14 protein-coding genes are annotated in these 18,828 nt (G+C 48.4%); 6 read left to right on the top strand and 8 right to left on the bottom strand.

Annotation, left to right across the window (positions count from 1 at the left end; translation table 11 throughout):
- Positions 1-245: 245 nt before the first annotated feature.
- The 4 genes from ABW391_RS17270 to ABW391_RS17285 form a co-directional block, all read right to left on the bottom strand.
- Positions 246-1,877: a porin family protein gene (locus ABW391_RS17270; protein WP_353483149.1), complete on the bottom strand. Its 1,632-nt coding sequence runs from the start codon at positions 1,875-1,877 to the stop codon at positions 246-248.
- A 44-nt stretch (positions 1,878-1,921) separates the two neighbouring features.
- Positions 1,922-5,068: a tetratricopeptide repeat protein gene (locus ABW391_RS17275; protein ID WP_353483150.1), complete on the bottom strand. Its 3,147-nt coding sequence runs from the start codon at positions 5,066-5,068 to the stop codon at positions 1,922-1,924.
- 120 nt (positions 5,069-5,188) lie between these two features.
- Positions 5,189-5,800, bottom strand: a complete 612-nt coding sequence (pncA, locus tag ABW391_RS17280; protein WP_353483151.1) for a bifunctional nicotinamidase/pyrazinamidase — start codon at positions 5,798-5,800, stop codon at positions 5,189-5,191.
- Positions 5,801-5,809: 9 nt separating this feature from the next.
- Positions 5,810-6,955 carry a hypothetical protein gene (locus ABW391_RS17285; RefSeq protein ID WP_353483152.1) on the bottom strand — a complete coding sequence of 382 codons (1,146 nt, stop codon included), beginning with the start codon at positions 6,953-6,955 and terminating at the stop codon, positions 5,810-5,812.
- 130 nt (positions 6,956-7,085) lie between these two features.
- Here ABW391_RS17285 and cdaA point away from each other — a divergent pair, with 130 nt between their 5' ends.
- The gene (gene cdaA, locus ABW391_RS17290; RefSeq protein ID WP_353483153.1) at positions 7,086-7,886 is read left to right on the top strand and encodes a diadenylate cyclase CdaA; all 801 of its coding nucleotides are present in this window, start codon (positions 7,086-7,088) and stop codon (positions 7,884-7,886) included.
- Positions 7,887-7,930: 44 nt separating this feature from the next.
- Here cdaA and ABW391_RS17295 read toward each other — a convergent pair whose 3' ends face one another.
- Positions 7,931-8,701 (bottom strand): hypothetical protein, encoded by a 771-nt coding sequence (locus ABW391_RS17295; protein ID WP_353483154.1) that lies wholly within the window; start codon positions 8,699-8,701, stop codon positions 7,931-7,933.
- 128 nt (positions 8,702-8,829) lie between these two features.
- On the opposite strand from ABW391_RS17295, the gene ABW391_RS17300 reads away from it, so the two are divergent.
- The 4 genes from ABW391_RS17300 (at position 8,830) to ABW391_RS17315 (ending at position 13,804) form a co-directional block, all read left to right on the top strand.
- Positions 8,830-9,360, top strand: coding sequence for a GNAT family N-acetyltransferase (locus ABW391_RS17300; protein WP_353483155.1), 531 nt, complete (start codon positions 8,830-8,832; stop codon positions 9,358-9,360).
- Positions 9,361-9,413: 53 nt separating this feature from the next.
- Positions 9,414-10,799: a dipeptidase gene (locus tag ABW391_RS17305; protein WP_353483156.1), complete on the top strand. Its 1,386-nt coding sequence runs from the start codon at positions 9,414-9,416 to the stop codon at positions 10,797-10,799.
- Between the two features lie 69 nt (positions 10,800-10,868).
- Complete coding sequence (locus ABW391_RS17310) at positions 10,869-12,173, top strand: amidohydrolase (RefSeq protein WP_353483157.1); 1,305 nt, start codon at positions 10,869-10,871, stop codon at positions 12,171-12,173.
- Positions 12,174-12,208: 35 nt separating this feature from the next.
- The gene (locus ABW391_RS17315; protein ID WP_353483158.1) at positions 12,209-13,804 is read left to right on the top strand and encodes an amidohydrolase family protein; all 1,596 of its coding nucleotides are present in this window, start codon (positions 12,209-12,211) and stop codon (positions 13,802-13,804) included.
- A 134-nt stretch (positions 13,805-13,938) separates the two neighbouring features.
- Here the strand turns inward: ABW391_RS17315 and ABW391_RS17320 are convergent, their stop codons facing one another.
- From ABW391_RS17320 to ABW391_RS17330, 3 genes are all read right to left on the bottom strand, one after another.
- Entirely contained in the window at positions 13,939-16,587 is a 2,649-nt protein-coding gene (locus ABW391_RS17320; protein WP_353483159.1) for an ABC transporter permease, read from the bottom strand.
- Positions 16,584-16,922 carry a PadR family transcriptional regulator gene (locus tag ABW391_RS17325; protein WP_353483160.1) on the bottom strand — a complete coding sequence of 113 codons (339 nt, stop codon included), beginning with the start codon at positions 16,920-16,922 and terminating at the stop codon, positions 16,584-16,586. Before ABW391_RS17325 ends, ABW391_RS17320 begins: the two co-directional genes overlap by 4 nt.
- Positions 16,923-17,020: 98 nt before the next feature.
- Complete coding sequence (locus ABW391_RS17330) at positions 17,021-17,620, bottom strand: acyl carrier protein phosphodiesterase (protein WP_353483161.1); 600 nt, start codon at positions 17,618-17,620, stop codon at positions 17,021-17,023.
- Positions 17,621-17,672: 52 nt separating this feature from the next.
- Between ABW391_RS17330 and ychF the strand changes: the two genes are divergently transcribed.
- Positions 17,673-18,770 (top strand): redox-regulated ATPase YchF, encoded by a 1,098-nt coding sequence (ychF, locus tag ABW391_RS17335; protein ID WP_353483162.1) that lies wholly within the window; start codon positions 17,673-17,675, stop codon positions 18,768-18,770.
- The last annotated feature ends 58 nt before the right edge of the window (positions 18,771-18,828 follow it).

An 18,828-nucleotide genomic window follows, 5' to 3' on the forward strand; every position in this document is an offset into this window, starting at 1 on the left:
TCACGTACATGACGCAGGCAGCTTCGCTGCTTTGATTTCCACCACCTTAGTCACTTCAGACACCTAAGAGTCACCTTAGGCAATACAGTTTGGATTCTAAGGTGCACCTCAGGTATCTTAGATCCTAAGGTGGTGAAAAAAGCAAAGGCAGCGAAGCTGCGCTCTAATAAATAGCTTAAAAACACGAAGGACACAAGTATCAGCCGATGCTTGTGTCCTTTGTGTTTAAATCAAATCACCAATTCTTAAAACCTCGCCGTCAGACCCACCAGGGCATTGAGCCCCAGTACCTGGTAGTGCTCCCAGCGCTGTCTGCGGTTGTTCAGCAGGTTGTTGACCCTTACAAAGACGCCAATGTTGTCGGTCAGTTGGTATTCCCCGGCGCCGCTGACGTCTATCAATGCATCGAGGGTCTTGACCTCATTGTTTACCCCCCTGGCTGGCACGCCATTTTGCAGGTACAAATCCCCTCTGATTTTCAGCTTTTCATCGAGCATGGTCAGTACGGCTCCCACATTCAGGGACAAAGAAGGCAGTTGCCAAGGTTTTTTCTCTCTTTGCAAGTCAAACACGTTTTGGCTGAAAGCCGCAATGATGCCCAGGTTTTCAAACAACTGAGTGGAGATTTCGCCACTGATCGTCACAATGTTCGCCGTGTCATAAACCACGTTGAAACGAGGAATCGAATCCCGATTGCTCACAAACAAAGCCAGGTTGTCCACTTTTTTAAACCCGACTTGTCCACGGTATTTTATCCCTTTGAACTCGCCTTTAATACCCCCGTAAAAGTTGGTGTAGAACGAGTTGCGGATATCGATGCGGGAAGAAAGGAAAGGGTTGTAATCGGTCAGATTGCGGAAATTGTTCTTTTGCAATCCACCTTCAGCGCCAGCAAAGGCAGTAATCAAGTTGTCGACCACATTCACCGATGCTTCCAAATCTGGATAAATGTAGAATTGATCGGCATGAGAAGCGATATTCGCCCCAATTTTTAAGCGGAAACGATCTGCATGAAACCCAAAATTGGGTTGCAGGAAAAAGTTATTCAGGCTTTGATTGGTAGTGTCCTGATAACCCGTAAAATCTGTTCGCAAGGTCAAATTCAACGGGTGCTTTTTGTCAAACCACTTGGTGCCAGTCAGTCCTAGGTTGAACCCGGTTTCGGTGGTTGCGTAGTTGTCGGCAAGCGAATACAAATCCACACTGGCGCTGTAATTGAAATCTGCCACAGTTGGTTCGCTGTTGTAGATTTTCGCCTTGGCGTAAAACGTATTGAAGCGCTGCTTGACATCAGTAGATTCAAAGCCTTTCAGTCCGGGAAAATCGTCTTTCAAATCATTGTAACCGTAGAAATACAGCGTATTGGTTTTGTAGCCAATGTCTCCAAGCACCGAAAAGCCCTTGTCGGTTTTGTATACGCCATTGCCATTGATCTGGGTCGTGCTGAATTTTTGGTTTTCAATATTCTTGCTGTTGTCCGCAGAATAATGATTGAGGTCCACCCCGATATTCAGGTTATCCTTGACCACAAAATCGTGTGAACCATCAAAGTAAAATGCACCTGGAAGACCCAAGCCACCTTGCAAGTAGGTCTTGTAAATGTTGGCAGTAGGATCGCTGCGCCATTCCAATGGCCGGATTTTAGGAGCTGGATAATTGATGTTCAATGGCTTGGCCAAAATGTTGTAAAACTGCCTGCGATTGGCCGTATCAATGGCCGGCAACACAGGTGGTACAACGAAGCGCTCGGCATCAATCAAACGCGCATTGAACTGTTTGATCACGTCTACCGATTCGGTAGGCAGGTTTTTTTGTGCCCAACTGGCCATGCCACACAGCATCAAAAGGGCAGCCAGTACTATATTTTTATTCAACATGATTCTTTTGCTTAAAAATGAAACACTTATTTTTTCAACGCTCCTTAGCGTCCGCCGCCATTGCTTTTCTGAAACTCCAGGGTTTTGGTATCCGGTGTTTTGTTCAACGGAGAGCTGGCTTCAATTTGTTTGTTGATTTGTGCAAGTCTGGCCTTGGCGGTAGTGACCAGTTCCTTGTCTTCATCAAAGTTTTCGAGCAAGGCTTCCAAGGCAGCTTTGGCATTGTAGAGGTCTCCTTTTTCAGCAAATACGTCAGCGAGCAGCATTACACTCTTCGCTACCCAATAAGGATAAGCGGAGCTTTTTTGGTTGGCTTCCAGGCACAATTGCTGGGCGCGATCCAGGTTGCGCTGCTTGTAGTTGATGAAGGCAATGAGGTAACGGGCTTCGGCAGTTTGCTCGTTGTCGCTCGTTTGTACCACTTTTTGCAAGGCGGGCAATGCGTTGGTATAGTCGTTGTTGTCAAAAGCCTGCTTGCCAATGTAGAAATTGGCGGTGGCAATCTGGGCAGCATTGGCGCGAGGATTGGTAGCCACTTTTTGAGCCAAGGCGGCCACGGCTGATTTGTTGCCAGAGCGGTAAGCACTGCGCATGGCACCCAATTGGGCTTCAAAAATCAGGTTTTCATCCGCGGTAGCCCTTTCCAGATCCGAATAGTATTTGAATGCCTTGTTGAAATCCAGTTCGCTGTTGTAAGCGATCACGGCACCTTTCTCCAGGGCTTTTACATAATACTTGCTGGCACCTTGCAGTACGACCCAATCGTAATCCTTGAGTGCAAGGCTGTATTGTTGTGTAGCAACGTAAGAATCTGCGCGGTGGAAATAAGCAGCAGGCAAGTACAGCCCCTGTGCAAAACTACGGATATAGCTGGTGTACCCCTCGATGGCACGGGGGTAATCACCATTTTCGTATTTGATTTCTGCCGCGCGGAAATTAATCGAATCGCGCTTGAGGTTGTCCACTTTATAGCCGGGTACAGTTTCCAAAAACGCAAAATATTCGCCTGGTTTGCCCAAATCTTTTACATAAATTTCTTCCAAAGAAGCTCTGGCCAAATTGGCTTCAGAAGGTTCAGGATTGTTTTTAAACACTTGCTTGTAGTAGTTGATCGCTCCGTCGTAGTTGCCTGCGTTGTAGTTGATCAGCCCAAGCGCCAGGAAACCCTGATTGACCAGCGGCGATTTACCTCGGTACTTGGTTACCAAATTTTGCAGATGGGGGATGGCATCGTTGGCACGACCAATTTCCTGGTAAGTCTGGCCAATGCGCAGCAAGGCATCATCGGCATATTCTGAGCCAGGGAAATCGCGGGTCAAACGTTCCAGCGAAGCAATCTCTTCGGTACGTCGGCCACGCAAACCTTCAATCACCGCCTTTTGGAAAATGGCGTAATCAAAGTTGGCATACTTCCGGTCGATGGCTTCGTTATAATAGCGCAAAGCGTTGTCGTACTGGTTGAATTTGAAGTAAGAATCTCCCAGGCGCAAAGTCGCATCACCCAAGACGTTGTTGGCAATTTTGTCGTTGCGAAACTGACTCCGGTTGCGGTTGATGAGATCTACCGAAGCCTGGAAAAAAGCCCTGGCCCGTTCGTAGTTGTCTTGCTTGATGAAGTTGTATCCCTGGATGTAATTGGCCGTGGGGATCGAAGATTCTTCAGGAAGCTTGCTGATGCTGCGGGTCAATCCCAAAAAGCGATCCATATATTGGGTGCTTTCCTGGTAGTTCTTTTCCCGGTGGGCCACATCGCCCAACCAGTACAGTGCCACCGCTTGCACACTCATGTCGATGGGGTTTTCCAGCGACTTTTGCAAGATTTCGCGGGCAGCCTGATTTTGGTTGTTTTGCAGCAATTGCATGCCTCGATTCACAGCCACCTTTTGGTAAGTTGCCTGCATTTGAGGAGGCAATCCGCCCCCGTTGCGGCGGCGCACGTCGTTGATGATTTCCAGTGCCTGCTGGTAATCACGGTAATTGAGCAGTACATCTGCCAACAAGCGTTGGGCATCCTGGTAGTAGCGGGAGTTGGGTGCAAAATCCTGGAGATTAGCTACCGCTTCGCGCGGCTGGTTCAATTCATAGGCAAGTTTGGCATAATTGAAAGTTGCCTCTTCTTTGATCACCGGATCGAAATTGAAACGTTTGGCGGAAGCCAGTGCGTTGAGGGCGTTGTTCTTTTGGCCTACTTTCAGGTAGCAATCGGCCAGGTAGAACATTGCATTTTGACCAATCGGCGACTCAGCTCCCGACAATGGGCGCAAAGTTTGAATAGCTTTCTGAAAATTGCCAGTTTGGTATTGGGTATAACCAATTTGGTACAACTCCTCTTCGCGCAATTTTTTCGAATTCTCCTGGTAATATTCCAGGAAGGGCAGCGCCCGCTGGTAATTGCCCAACTCAAAATAAGCCTGCCCCACCAGTTGCTGAATCTCTTTCAAATCCCGAACGCCACGGTCGTTGGCTTTGGGTTCAGCATAGGCGATCAGATCCTGGTATTTTTTTTGCGCAAACAAAATTTGAGTCAAATAGTAAGGAATATAAGGCCGATAGGTTGGATTGTTTTCCACGATTTGCAAAGAAGACGCAGCCTGAGCGTAGTCGTTTTCAAAAAAAGAACACAAACCCATGTAATAGTTGGCAGGTGCATAATAATCGCCATCCGCTTCGGAAATCACATCCCGGAAAAAGGATTTGGCCAGGCTGAATTCCTTGAGGGCAAAATTGCCGTACCCTTGCCGAAAGCGCATTTGGGTAAGGGTGCTTTTGGGCATGCCCAAGGTTGGTACTTCGTTGTAAAACTCCAGCGCCTTGGCGTATTCTCCTACGTTGAAGTAATAGTTGCCCATATCCATGAGGGCTTCCTGGTATTCAGGGTCGGGGCGAAAAGAGCGAATGAAATCCATCGTCATCATTTCGCCCTCTTTTAGGCGCAATTCCACGGCACATTTGGCCATGTACAATGCTGCTCTGGACCGAAAACTTTCGGCAGGAGCTTCATTGATGGGTAAAGTTAGGTCGATGGCTTTTTGGAATTCGCGTTTGGCTTTGGCCAATACGCCTTGCTCATAAAGCGCAACGCCTCGTTTGAAAGCTCGGTTGGCTTCGGTGTACACTGCCGTTTGCTGGGCTTGTAGGTATAGGAAGCTCAACAGCAATAAAGGCAATAAAAGAACCTTTTTGATCATCATTTTAGATTGATTATCCGTTATGGTAGTCCCAATTATTGGATGTACCTCCAACGCAAAGAACCAAGTGATTAACTCTTTGAGGGGAGAAATTTATAAAATTTTAACATAATTCTCCTGAACTTAAATTTCAGAAGACGTCACCAATACCGCGCCTTTACTAGTCATATCGACCACAGCACGCTCAACATCACCGGGTTGCAGGTTGACACCACGGCAGGCATCCTGGATCAAATTGACTTTGAATCCCAATTCCAGTGCGTCCAAAACCGTGAATTTTACGCAGTAATCGGTGGCGATGCCCATGACGTACAGTTCATCTACGCCTTGCTCTTTGAGGTAATCGCCCAAGCCAGTAGCCTTGCGGTGGCCGTTGTCGAAAAATCCGCTGTAACTGTCAATTTCGGGATCGGTTCCTTTCACAAATACTTTATAGATGCCGCTGGTATGCAAAGCAGGTACGAATTCGGCACCAAAACTTTCTTGTACGCAGTGAATGGGCCAAAGCACCTGAGACAAACCATTTAAGTCGATGACCTGACCGGGTTTGCGCCAGGGGTGGTTGGCCGCAAAACTGCCGTGATTGGCAGGATGCCAATCCTGGGTAGCCAATACCATTTCAAAGCGAGGCATGAGTTCATTGGCAATGGGGATCAGTAAGTTGCCTTCTTCAACGGCCAAGGCTCCGCCGGGGCAAAAATCGTTTTGTAGGTCAATGAGTAAAAGGGCTTTCATTCGAAAAAATTATTTGTCCAAACAGGACAATTGATTCATGAAAAAATCCAGTTGGTATACTTCGTATTCTTCGTAGCCACTGCTCCAGAATACGCGAATTTTGTCGACCTCGCTTTTTTCCAAAAAGCTCAACTGGTCTTGAGCGATCGGATAATTCACCTGGTAGGTCAACATCTTTTCCTTGAGGTTAAAACTTCCGCGATCCATGGAGCCAGAGCGTAGATTGATGAAATCTCCATTGATCAAGCGAATGGTCAGCACGCTGCCTTTTTCAATAAAGCCATAGGCTTCTTTGGCATTGGGCGTTGAAAAGCTAAACTCCAGGGTCAAAAACCGGTAGCCGCCATCCATGCTGCTCAGGTAGCCTTTGCAGCTCAAGTATTCTTTGTCTTTGAGAAACATGCGCAATTTCTCGTCGGTAAAGCTGAACAGGTGTTGCGCTTCCAGGTCTTTGCGCTGGCGACCAGACACGGGGTCTTTGCCATTAAAAGCATACTTGCATTGCACCTGTTTTTCCAGGCCATAGTAGGGATTGCTTTTTACAAAGTCCTGATAATACGGCGTACTGGGCGCAATGGAAGAGAAAAAATCCGCAGATAGGGCGTCCGCCTTGGGGAAATAAACCTGATTGCTGCGATTGGCCTCTGCGATTTTAAAGACTTCCAGGATATTGCCTTTGCGCGTCAACTCGTCTGCTTTGCTGAGCTCTACTTGCGCGATACTTGCTTCATTTTTGGATTCCACTTCGGTTTTGCGGGCAGCGCTCAAGCGGATGTTCAGGCGGCGCAGGTTTTCGCTTTCTGCGGCTTCTTTACCCGAAATACTGTTGAACTCCTGTTCGAGCTTTTGGCGTTGTTCGGCTGCTTTAACGGCCCTATCTTGCGCGATGTCTGCGGCTTCTTTGGCCAGTTGCACGCGACGGGTAGCAATTTTCAAAGCATCTTGCTCCGTAATTAGCACCGGATGGTCAAAAGGCGTCACCGAGGCTTCATAAACGGGATAATCCGTGCCGCCGCCCGTTTTTTTGCTGAAATATTTCCAACTTCCATCCGGGTACACAATAATTTTTTCGCCTTGGGCATTTTCACGAATGACCTGTGCCGTCAATGACGAGCCAATAAGGCAAAAAAACAGTAAAATTACATGAGTTCTCATACATGTGGGTTTTCGTTGTGAGCCAATCATAATCAGTGACGCAGATTCTCCACAAAAATAACGATAATTACCAGCTAAAAGTGGACAACCGTGCTGTAATTGTATCATTTTTGCAGGATCAACAAAAAATATGCTCTTACTCTTCAAAATAGGCTTTTTACCCATCCGAATTTGGGACTTGTTGGATATCTTGATCGTGGGGTATTTGATTTACCTCATTTACCGTCTTTTACGTGGAAATATTGCGTTTAATATCTTTATTGGTGTGCTTACCTTGTATGTGGTGTACTGGCTGGTGCGCCAATTGGAAATGCAATTATTGTCGGCGGTGCTGGACAAATTTGTCAGCGTCGGCGTGATTGTCATCGTGATTATCTTTCAGCAGGAAGTGCGCAACTTCTTGTTGTTGTTGGGCAAAAGCGCCTTGCAACAGCGCTCTAATGTGCTCGTGCAGTTTTTGATTGGCCGCAATACGCCTGCTGCTCAGGCAGACATGGGCAAAGAAATCGTGGCGCTCAAAAATGCCCTAATGCACCTGAGCGAAACCCAAACCGGGGCATTGATCGTTTTGGCCAAGGGTGCCAACCTGGAAGCCCTGGCTTATGCCGGGGTGGAAATCAACGCCTCCATCAGTGAGCAATTGTTGGAGAGCATTTTCAACAAAACCAGCCCTCTGCACGATGGCGCGGTCATCTTGCGCAAAGGCAAAATCATGAGCGCCGGAGCCGTCTTGCCCGTTTCCGAAACCGCCGATTTGCCCCCAAAAGCAGGTTTGCGCCACCGCGCTGCCATCGGCGTAACCGAACAGCTCAGGGTTGCCGCTTTGATCGTTTCAGAAGAAACCGGCCACATCAGTTGGGCTTACGAAGGCCAATTGACCCAAGATGTGCAAATGGAGGATTTGGATGCTTTTTTGCAAGAGCATTTGTGAGGGGTGATGAAATAGACTTCAAAAAGCAACATCGAATCTAACTTTCAATACAGCCGTTCGGCTGGTTTTGGTCTTTTTAAATCAATCCAAAAGACATGTACTGGTTCATCTTCCTCTCTTTGGCCGTTGGCATTTTTGTCCAATTTTGCAAAAATAAAAAAGAGGTCATTTTTGGGATCGTATTCAGAACTCATCACTGAATAATTTGCTGGTATCAAAGGCGTTTTTGTAATTTCATCCAGGTCAAAGTGGTAGAATCTTCTCAGGTCTTTAAAATTAATCGTGCTATCTCTGTTGGTGTCTTCATCGTAAACAGATGCCAGGTAGTAATTGCGGAAAATGGGTTTGTTATTCAACGTGTCGGTGTACAAAGAAGGATAATACAGTGTATTGATCAAGACCGGATGCTCGAAAAAGTTGTTTTTTTGTCTCGTTTTTAATTGATAATGAGCAATGTTTATTAAACCGCTGCCATATATGGCTTCCAATCCAGGCAAGTAATGGCCGTGCCAGGAATTGTATTCTTCTACAAGATGTTCAGCATAAGAATGATGGAAAAAATTACCGTCAATTGAAGCTTCTTCTCCATTGCTATTGAAATTTAACTTGTGCACCGTGACCAGACGATGTTCAGGATGCCCGGTAAGCAGCACATTACTGGGCCTGCTGATCATGATGTTGGATTTAATCTCTGAACTCGATCCAACCTCATTCTGTGACGGTTCATTGATGCGGATTTCGTTTTGCTGGCTTTTCGGATCAGAAGAGCACGCTGAAAAAAAGCACAGCAAAATGGGAAAAAGGAGGATTTTCATTTTCGATGGTTATTCGTTTTCTAATTTTTTATACGAAACGACAGAAATAATCCATTTTCTGCGAATGATGGAGTTCATAATTTACCACAAATTTACCCTAAATTGTAATCCCAAAAACCAAAAAGATCATGACCTTCACCCATCTCCCGGATTACCAACTGGAGCCCCCTCAACACCAAGCCATTGCTGCACTGCTCCAATGGTGTTTCCCGCAATACCCTCCTGGACGCACCCATTTCCGTCAGTTGCCCAGTTTCCGGATTTTGGCGCACGATGAATCTGGTCAACTTTGCGGCCACATCGCGGTAGAGCACCGCATGGTCAATAATGCGGGACAACTGAATCGAATTTTTGGTTTGGCCGATGTCTGTGTGCACCCCTCTATGCAATCTAAAGGCTTAGGTGCCAGAATGTTGGATTTTTTAGAGCAATTGGCCCATACTTCCCGTGTCGATGCCTTACTTTTAATCGCCCACGACCCTGAATTTTATGCAAAAAATGATTTTCTTGCAGTAGAGAATGATTGCAAATGGCTTTTCGTGCAGGGCGATCAAACCTTGGGCGTTTTGAACCGCCAAATCAAGGGACTAATGGTCAAAATGCTGAATGGTCAATCCTGGCGCGATGGTCAACTCGATTTGTTGGGACATATTTTTTAGCGCCCAACCACAGCGATTTTTTAAATCCACTAACCAAGCATAAATATTGTTTAATGCAAAAGACTCAAGCATTTATCCAACAACACCAAGATCGTTTTTTAGAAGAATTGTTGGATTTGTTGCGGATCGCTTCCATCAGTGCCGATCCAGCCTATAAAACCGAAGTAGCAAATACGGCAGCGTTCGTAGCCGAAAAACTCCGCCTGGCGGGCGCGGATCAGGTGGAGGTTTTTCCCACTCCCGGCCATCCGATTGTATACGGCGAAAAAATCATCGATCCTGCCAAACCGACCATTTTGGTGTACGGCCACTACGATGTACAACCCGCCGACCCACTGGACTTGTGGACTTCCGGCCCGTTTGAACCCGTGATCAAAAAGACCGAATTGCACCCTGACGGCGCAATTTTCGCGCGCGGTTCTTGTGACGACAAAGGCCAGGTATACATGCACGTCAAAGCCTTTGAAGCCATGTTGGCCTCGGATGAGTTGCCTTGCAACGTCAAATTCATGATCGAAGGCGAAGAAGAAGTAGGCTCGGTCAACCTGGGCGCTTTCCTGGAAGCCAACCGCGCCAAACTCGCTTGCGATGTCATCCTGATTTCAGATACCTCCATCATCGACAACCAAACGCCTTCGATTACGGTCGGTCTGCGGGGTTTGAGCTATGTGGAAGTAGAAGTGACTGCGGCCAACCGCGACCTGCATTCCGGGGTTTACGGCGGCGCAGTAGCCAACCCGATCAACATCCTGAGCAAGATGATCGCTTCCATGCAGGATGAAAACAACCACATCACCATTCCCGGCTTTTACGATGATGTACTGATTGTCAGTACCGAAGAACGGCAGGCCATGAACGAGGCGCCTTTCGACGAAAAGCACTACATGGATGACCTGGGGATCGCTTCTGTACACGGCGAAGCTGGTTATACCACGTTGGAGCGCACCTCCATTCGCCCTACGCTGGATGTCAACGGCATCTGGGGTGGCTACATTGGAGAAGGTGCCAAGACCGTTTTGCCGTCCAAGGCTTTTGCCAAAATCAGCATGCGTTTGGTGCCCAACCAGGATCCCGACCAGATCACCGATTTGTTTTCGCGGCATTTCAAAGCCATTGCGCCTCCGGCGGTGCAGGTCGAAGTGCGCGCGCACCACGGCGGACTTCCCGTTGTGACGCCTACCGATACCCCCGAATACCAGGCCGCAGCCAAGGCGATGGAACAAGCATTTGGCAAAGCACCGATTCCCCAGCGGGGCGGCGGCAGTATTCCCATCGTGGCATTGTTTGAGTCCATTTTGGGCGTAAAATCGGTCTTGATGGGCTTTGGGCTAGACAGCGACAACATCCATTCGCCCAACGAGCATTACGGCCTGTTCAACTACTACAAAGGCATTGAAACCATTCCGTATTTCTACCAGTATTATGCGGAAATGAAATAACCCAAAATCGGGAAATTAATTTTTCTGCGTTACTTTACTTCTATTCTTTATTTTTCTAACCGGAATAGTATGACAAAAACACAATTTTGGGGCTTGTGCCTCTGCATTTGCACAGCACAAGTAAGCCTCACAGCTCAAACCGCTTACGACCAAATCGACAAACAAGCCACGGCCATCAACGACAAGGTGGTTGCGTGGCGGCGCGATTTGCACCAAAACCCGGAACTCAGCAACCGCGAGTTCAAAACCGCTGAAAAAGTAGCCGCTCACCTGAAAAGCCTGGGCCTGGAAGTCCGCACTGGCGTAGCCAAAACCGGGGTAATCGGTATTTTGCGCACCGGAAAACCTGGCCCGGTAGTGGGCTTGCGCGCCGATATGGACGCCCTTCCTGTAGTTGAGCGGGTGAAAATCCCCTTTGCTTCTACCGCAAAATCGGATTACCGTGGCGATCAGGTTGGCGTCATGCACGCCTGTGGTCATGATACCCACGTGGCCATGTTGATGGGTGCTGCCAGCATTTTGACGGGTATGAAAACCCAGCTTGCGGGTACGGTGGTCTTCATTTTTCAACCCGCTGAAGAAGGGCCGCCTCCGGGTGAAACTGGTGGTGCCAAACAGATGGTGGAAGAAGGTCTGCTCAAAGACCTGAAAATGAACATCGTTTTTGGTCAACACATCAGTTCCATCATTGAGGTGGGCAACATCAACATCCGTCCAGGTGGCCTGATGGCGGCTGCCGACCGCTTTGTGATCAAGGTGAAAGGCAAACAGACCCACGGCTCACAACCCTGGTCGGGCATCGATCCGGTGACCATTTCTGCTCAGATTGCGCTTGGTTTGCAGACCATCGTGAGCCGCCAAATGGAACTCACCCGCGAAGCTGTGGTAATCAGCATTGGTAAAATCTCAGGCGGGGTGCGCAACAACATCATTCCTGAAGAAGTAGAGCTGGAAGGCACCATCCGCACCCTGGATGTGGACATGCAGAAAGACCTGCACGAACGCATGCGCCGCACGGCCATCAACATTGCCGAAGCTTCAGGCGCTACGGCAGAAGTGGAAATCTTCAGCCACGTACCGATTACCTTCAACAACCCAGAATTGTTCACCAAAATGGGCCCAACCCTGAAGCGGGTTTGCGGAGAAGACAATGTGGTGATCAGTCGCGCCGTAACTGGAGCAGAGGACTTTGCCTTTTTTGCCAACGAAGTACCCAGCATGTTTTACTTCGTGGGAGGCATGCCCAAAGGCCAGGATCCAAAGACCGCACCTGCCCACCACACGCCAGATTTTTATGTGGATGAAAGCGGGATGAACCTTGGCGTACGCCTGTTTTGCAACCTGGTACTGGATTATACGACAAAGCTTAAATAACCGAATCGAATAATTCGTCATTTAAAATAAGTCCAATGCGCAAAACCAAATACACCTTACTCCTGATAGCTGTGCTGCTGAGCAGCAGTATTTTCGCACAGGTCAAAAAATCGCCCGATCGCAAAGAAGGGGATGGGCCTTACAGCCAACTTATTTTTCGGGGCGTAACCGTCATCAATGGCAACGGTGCGCCACCATCCGGCCCGATTGATGTGGTGGTAGAAAACAATACCATCAAGGAGGTCAAACAAGTGGGTTACCCTGGCGTGCCCATTGATCCCAAAGGTCGTCCCCAACTCAAGCCTGGTGGCAAAGAGTACAATTGCGAGGGCATGTACATGCTTCCCGGCCTCGTTGATATGCACGGCCACATTGGCGGACAGGCACAAGGTGCTGATGCGGAATATGTGTTCAAACTCTGGATGGGACACGGCATTACCACAGTGCGCGACCCCGGGGCGGGCAATGGCCTCGATTGGGTGCTGGAACACAAAAAACGCAGTGAAAAAAATGAAATTACCGCACCGCGCCTGGTCGCCTTTTCCTTTTTTGGACAAGGAGCCAAAGATGGCATCAACACACCAGAACAAGCCCGCGAATGGGTGCGTCAAAACGCCCAAAAAGGTGCGGATGGCATCAAGTTTTTTGGCGCTCCTCCAGAAATCATGACCGCTGCGCTGCAAGAAAACAAGAAACTGGGACTGCGCTCGGCTTGCCACCATGCCCAAATGGACGTAGCCCGCTGGAACGTGCTGAATTCTGCCCGCGCCGGATTGACTACCATGGAGCACTGGTATGGTTTGCCAGAGGCACTGTTCAACGACAAAACGGTACAAAACTACCCGCTGGACTACAATTACCAAAACGAACAAGACCGCTTTGAAGAGGCGGGTCGACTCTGGAAGCAAGCCGCTGCGCCTTACTCCGCACACTGGACGAAGGTGATGGATGAGCTACTGGCGCTCGACTTTACCCTCGACCCAACTTTCAACATTTACGATGCCAACCGCGATCTGATGCGCGCCCGCCGCGCTGAGTGGCACGAGGAGTACACTTTGCCTTCGCTCTGGCGCTTTTACATGCCCAGCCGCATATCGCATGGTTCGTACTGGCAAAACTGGGGCACCGAGCAGGAGATTGCCTGGAAAGAAAACTACCGCCTGTGGATGACTTTTGTGAATGAATACAAAAACCGCGGCGGTCGGGTCACGGCTGGATCGGATTCGGGTTTCATCTATCAGTTGTACGGTTTTGCTTTCATTCGCGAATTGGAAATGCTGCGCGAAGCGGGCTTCCATCCGCTGGAGGTGGTCAAGAGTGCCACCCTCAACGGCGCTGAAGCCTTGGGCATGGCCGATAAAATTGGTACCATTCAGGTTGGAAAACTGGCCGATATGCTGATCGTAGAGGAAAATCCGCTGGAAAACCTCCAAGTGCTGTACGGCACCGGTGCCGTCAAATTGACAAAAGACAATGAGGTGGTACGCGTTGGTGGGGTAAAGTACACCATCAAGGATGGTATCGTATACGATGCCAAACAATTGCTGGCCGATGTACGCAAAATGGTGACCGATTCGAAGAAGAAGGAGGATTTTGAGATCGTGCAGCCGGGGAATAAGATCAAGCCTTAATCAGGGCGGGCAGCTTCACTGATTTGGCTTTTTTATCACCTAAATAATGATTAAAGTAAAAGTTTAGCACCCCTCCGAAGGCGGGGTGCTAAACTTTTTTTTTAAAATTACATTCAATTTTTTGTTGGACTTTTTTACTCATTCCGCAATGAATCCAACGGATTACTCAAGGCACTGCGCAGCGCCTGAACACTGATGGTCAGTAAAGCAATCAGAATGACGGAAAATCCGGCAAGAAAGAACACATCTCCACGAATATGGTAGCGGTAAACAAAATCCTCCAGCCATTTTTGCATCAAATACCAAGCCGTAGGAACTGCAATAAACAAGGAAATGAGGATCAGAACCAGGAAGTTTCGAACCAACAATCCCATTACACTGCCTACCGAAGCACCCAGAACCTTACGAATGCCAATTTCTTTGCGGCGCTGTTCAGCCAGGTAAGTTGAAAGGGCAAACAAACCCAGACAAGCCACCACTATGGCTAAAATGGCGAAGTTGCTGAAGATGTAACCCATTCGGCGCACATCAGCATACATTTTGGCGTAACTGTCGTCCAGAAAGGTAGTGCGAATGGGTTGAGTAGGCGCCAAATCCTTCCAGATCGCACTGATCTGTTGTATCGCCTTTTGCATGTCCTGGCCTTTGATTTTCACTGAAACTACATTTGAGCTGTTGCCCAAGACCAGACACATGCCACCAATATTTTCTCTCAAGGATTCAAAATGAAAATCTTCCACTACGCCAATTACCTGATAAGATTGACCTCCGTTGGTAATGCGCTTGCCAAGGGCGGGTGCAAGGTTGAGTTTTTTAGCCAAAGCCTGGTTGATGATCACTCCTTGCGAATCGCTTTTCATGGCGGTGGAAAAATTGCGTCCTTCCACTATTTTCATGCCCAGGGTGGGAATGTAACCGCTGTCAACCTGCCAGATTTGGGTTCCGGAGGAATTGCCTTCTTTATCTTTTCCCGCTTCCCAAAATTCATTGCCATTTCTTTTGGATTCTGCAATTGGCAAATAATCACTGACGGCAACACTTTGTACCATTGGCAATTGTTGCAGACGGTTTTTGAACGCTGGCAGATTATCCCCCAGGGTTTGGGTGCCATTGAGCAACAAAACCTGTTCTTTGTCAAAACCGAGTTTCTTGTGGAGGATGAAATTCATTTGCCGGGTGACGATCAAGGTGCCAATGATCAGTACTATGGAGGTCGTGAATTGAAAAACCACCAGGGCACTGCGCAAATTGGCATTGCTGCTTCCCTTGCTGAGTTTGCCTTTAAGGACATTGATGGGGTTGAAGCCCGAGAGGTAAAAAGCAGGGTACAGCCCCGCCAACATCCCAACAAAAAGACATGCCAGTACCATCATTGGCAAAAACCACCAGGCCAGCCAGGGGAACTGCAAAGTCTTGCCAGAAAGTTGGTTGAAATAGGGGAGGAGTGCCCAGGCCAATAATACCCCCAATACAAATGAAAACCAGCTGAACAACAAGGATTCACTCAAGAATTGCCCAATCAGCGCACCGCGAGATGAACCCACAGTTTTACGGAGTCCTACTTCCTTGGCGCGATTTGATGAACGGGCAGTGGAAAGATTGACAAAATTGATGCAGGCGATGAGCAAAATAAATCCAGCAATAGCGCCAAATAACCACACAAAACGAATGTCGCCGTGTCTCATCCCATCGTGAATCTCGGCAGAATGCAGGTGAATGTCACGGATGGGCTGCAAATACAGGCGTGAAGACCGTTCAACCAACTCCAATTCGGTTTTACTCATCTGCGCACCTAGGTATTTGTGAACAATGACCGAAAACATCTTTTTTTCCAGCTTGGCAATGTCCACACCGGGTTTCAACAGTACATAAGTATGGTAATTGCTGGCGCCCCAGTTGCTTTGTTCGCCGTTGTAAAATTCTACCCCTTTCATGGAGATCAGAAAATCGTATTGCAGGTGCGAGGTACTGGGGAAATTGGCCATTACACCTCCGATTTTTACCGGCTTGTCTTTATTGTCGTTGGTAATGAGCATTTTGCCCACCGGATTTTCGTTGGGGAAATACTGCTGGGCTTTGCGTTCGGAAATAACGATGGTGTTGGGTTCGTCAAGGGCATGTTTGCGGTCACCATAGATCATCTTGATCTGCAAAATATCCAGCAATTCTTGATCTGCGAAGGTAAATCCTTCTTCGTAGGTGTTTTGCGCGGCTTCAATTCGGCGGATTGGATTGCCTCCTCCCGTAAAGAGGCTATTGGGATTGATGCGCGCTACTTTTTCAAATTCTGGAAATTCGTCTTTTAAGGCTTTGGCAAAAGGTGCAGGGAAATCTACCCCCTGACCAGCAAATTCTCCTTCGGTAGTTTCGGCTACTACGCGGTATATCCGTTCGGCCTCAGGATAGTTGCTGTCGTAACTGAGTTCGTCTTTGATGAACAGCGCAATGAGCAAGCAGGCAGCAATGCCGATGGCAAATCCGCCAATCTTGATGGCCGAATACATCTTGTGCTTGACGAGACTACGCCAGGCGATTTTGAAATTGCTTTTGTACATGTCGGATGAAAATTTATAAGTGATCCTGCGGATGGTAGACAATCGGAAAGAGCGCAATACATCCCATACAAAGGCGCGTCGGGCCGCCTTGTATCCATTTGCAATGAGCCGTTTGTCAAACAATTCATAAGCGTCGCCCTGAATCTCCTCCAACAACTCAGACCTACAGTACCATTCCAAAAATCGATCGGCCCAGCGGGGCGGCTCAGGTGAAATGGGAACTTTCATGAAAAGGAAATTTTGGGCGCCATTCCAGGAATTTGTTCCCACAACTTGAGGTAGGTGTCGCGAGATTGCTCCAAGGCAGCACGTCCGGCTTGAGTGATGCTGAACAGTCTTTTGCGGCGGCCACCCCTTTGGGCAGTGGCTTCACTCCATTCGGAGTTGACGTAGCCTTTTTCTTCCAAGCGCCGTAGGGCAGCATGCACGGCGCTGATGTTGACGGCACGGCCTGTTTGTTGCTCAATTTCTTCCATGACCGCTACGCCATACGCATTGCCATGTAGTACTGCAACAAACAACAAAGTAAGTTCTTCAAACTCTCCAAGGTGAATTCTATGCATGGTGATTTCATTTGCAAAAGTGAAACTAATAAATATGTTTCACTTTTGCAAATGAAATGTCGAGAGCAGTTTTAGAATGAATTCAGGAATGAAAATCGTTACTTCCAGTCCGTACCTGATTGAATGGCATCCAAGCCCACAAAACCGATCACCTCAGGGAAAAACAACTTGAATTCGGCGTCCATTTCCTCCCGAAAAACCTGTAAGGTCTCCACCGCCCCTTCCAGTTGATCGGGCATGGATGTCCTGGTTTTCATGCGGTTGAAGGTGTATTCCAGGCCTTCATAAAGGCCGTAGCTGTGGAGCCAATCGGCATCTACCATGCCCTTTACCCGGGGATGGAGGTTGAGTGGGATGGCGGGTAGGTATTGGTGCAGGGCTGCGTAAGCCCGGTTGCGGAAAACTGCAAAATCTTCAGTGGTATAGTTCTTCCAGTTGTGGATCAGGAAATAGTCGTAGTAAACATCCACCAATACCGGTGCATACTTGCGGTGGCGTGGGTACAGCCGCTGGATGCTTTGGCGCACGGCCTCGTGGGCGTCGGTGTATTGATCGATCTGGCGGTGCAGCAAGATGCCCCTACGGATTTCTTCCGGCAGCTCGTTCACTTCCCGGTTGTTGAGGAAGTCCGCCAGAAAGTTTCCCGTCATTAGGGCAGGATCGTCGCCAGATAAGAAAAAATGAGCCAGAAAATTCATAGTAAATTATATCTTTGCCGCGTTTTATGGAACTTCAGAACTTTCGCGCAATATGGGACTAAAATGTGGGATTGTTGGCTTACCCAACGTAGGAAAATCCACCCTATTTAATGCATTGACCAATGCCAAGGCATTGGCGGCCAATTATCCGTTTGCCACCAAGGAGCCAAACATCGGGATGATCACCGTACCGGATCGCCGGATGGACAAACTGGTGGAGCTCATCGGCCCACGTTCGGTGGTTCCGACCAACATCGAAATCGTCGACATCGCTGGTTTGATCAAAGGTGCCAGCAAGGGTGAAGGCTTGGGCAACCAGTTTTTGGGCAACATCCGGGAGGTGGACGCCATCATTCACGTGGTACGTTGCTTCGTAGATGACAACGTGGTACACGTAGATGGCAGTGTCAATCCGGTGCGCGACAAAGAAGTGATTGATACCGAGTTGATCCTCAAAGACATCGATACGGCCGAAAAGCGCCTCGACAAGGCCAAGAAAGCGGCCAAAAGCGGCGGCAAGGAAGAACTGCGGGTGGTAGAGCAAGTGGATAAAATCCTGGCACACCTCCAGGATGCCAAACCTGCCCGCTCTTGCGACCTGGACGATGATGGACAACTCATTCTGAAAGACATGATGTTGCTCACGGGCAAACCGATTCTGTACGTGTGCAACGTAGACGAGGCATCGGTTTTAACGGGCAACGAACATTCCGAAGCGTTCAAAAAAGCTGTCAATGACGAGCCCGCCGAGGTCATCCTGATCAGCGCGGGCATCGAAGCCGACATCGCCGAACTAGAAAGCTACGACGAACGCCTGGAGTTTCTAGCCGATATGGGTCTGGAAGAGCCTGGGGTAAACGTGCTGATTCACGCAGCCTACAAACTGCTCGACCTGATCACCTACTTTACCGCTGGTGAAAAAGAAGTGCGCGCTTGGACGATCCGCAAAGGCACCAAAGCACCGGGAGCTGCCGGGGTGATCCACACCGATTTCGAAAAAGGCTTCATTCGCGCTGAAGTCATCAAATATGACGACTACGTTCATTATGGCTCAGAAGCTGCCGTAAAGGAAGTTGGCAAAATGGGCGTAGAAGGGAAGGAATACGTTGTGATGGATGGAGACATAATGCATTTTAGGTTTAATGTATAGTCTTTAATATCCAAGATTTTTAATTTTCAATGTCCAATATCCAATAATCAATATCCAA

The organism is Haliscomenobacter sp. (assembly GCF_040403615.1).
Taxonomy (GTDB): Bacteria; Bacteroidota; Bacteroidia; order Chitinophagales; family Saprospiraceae; genus Haliscomenobacter.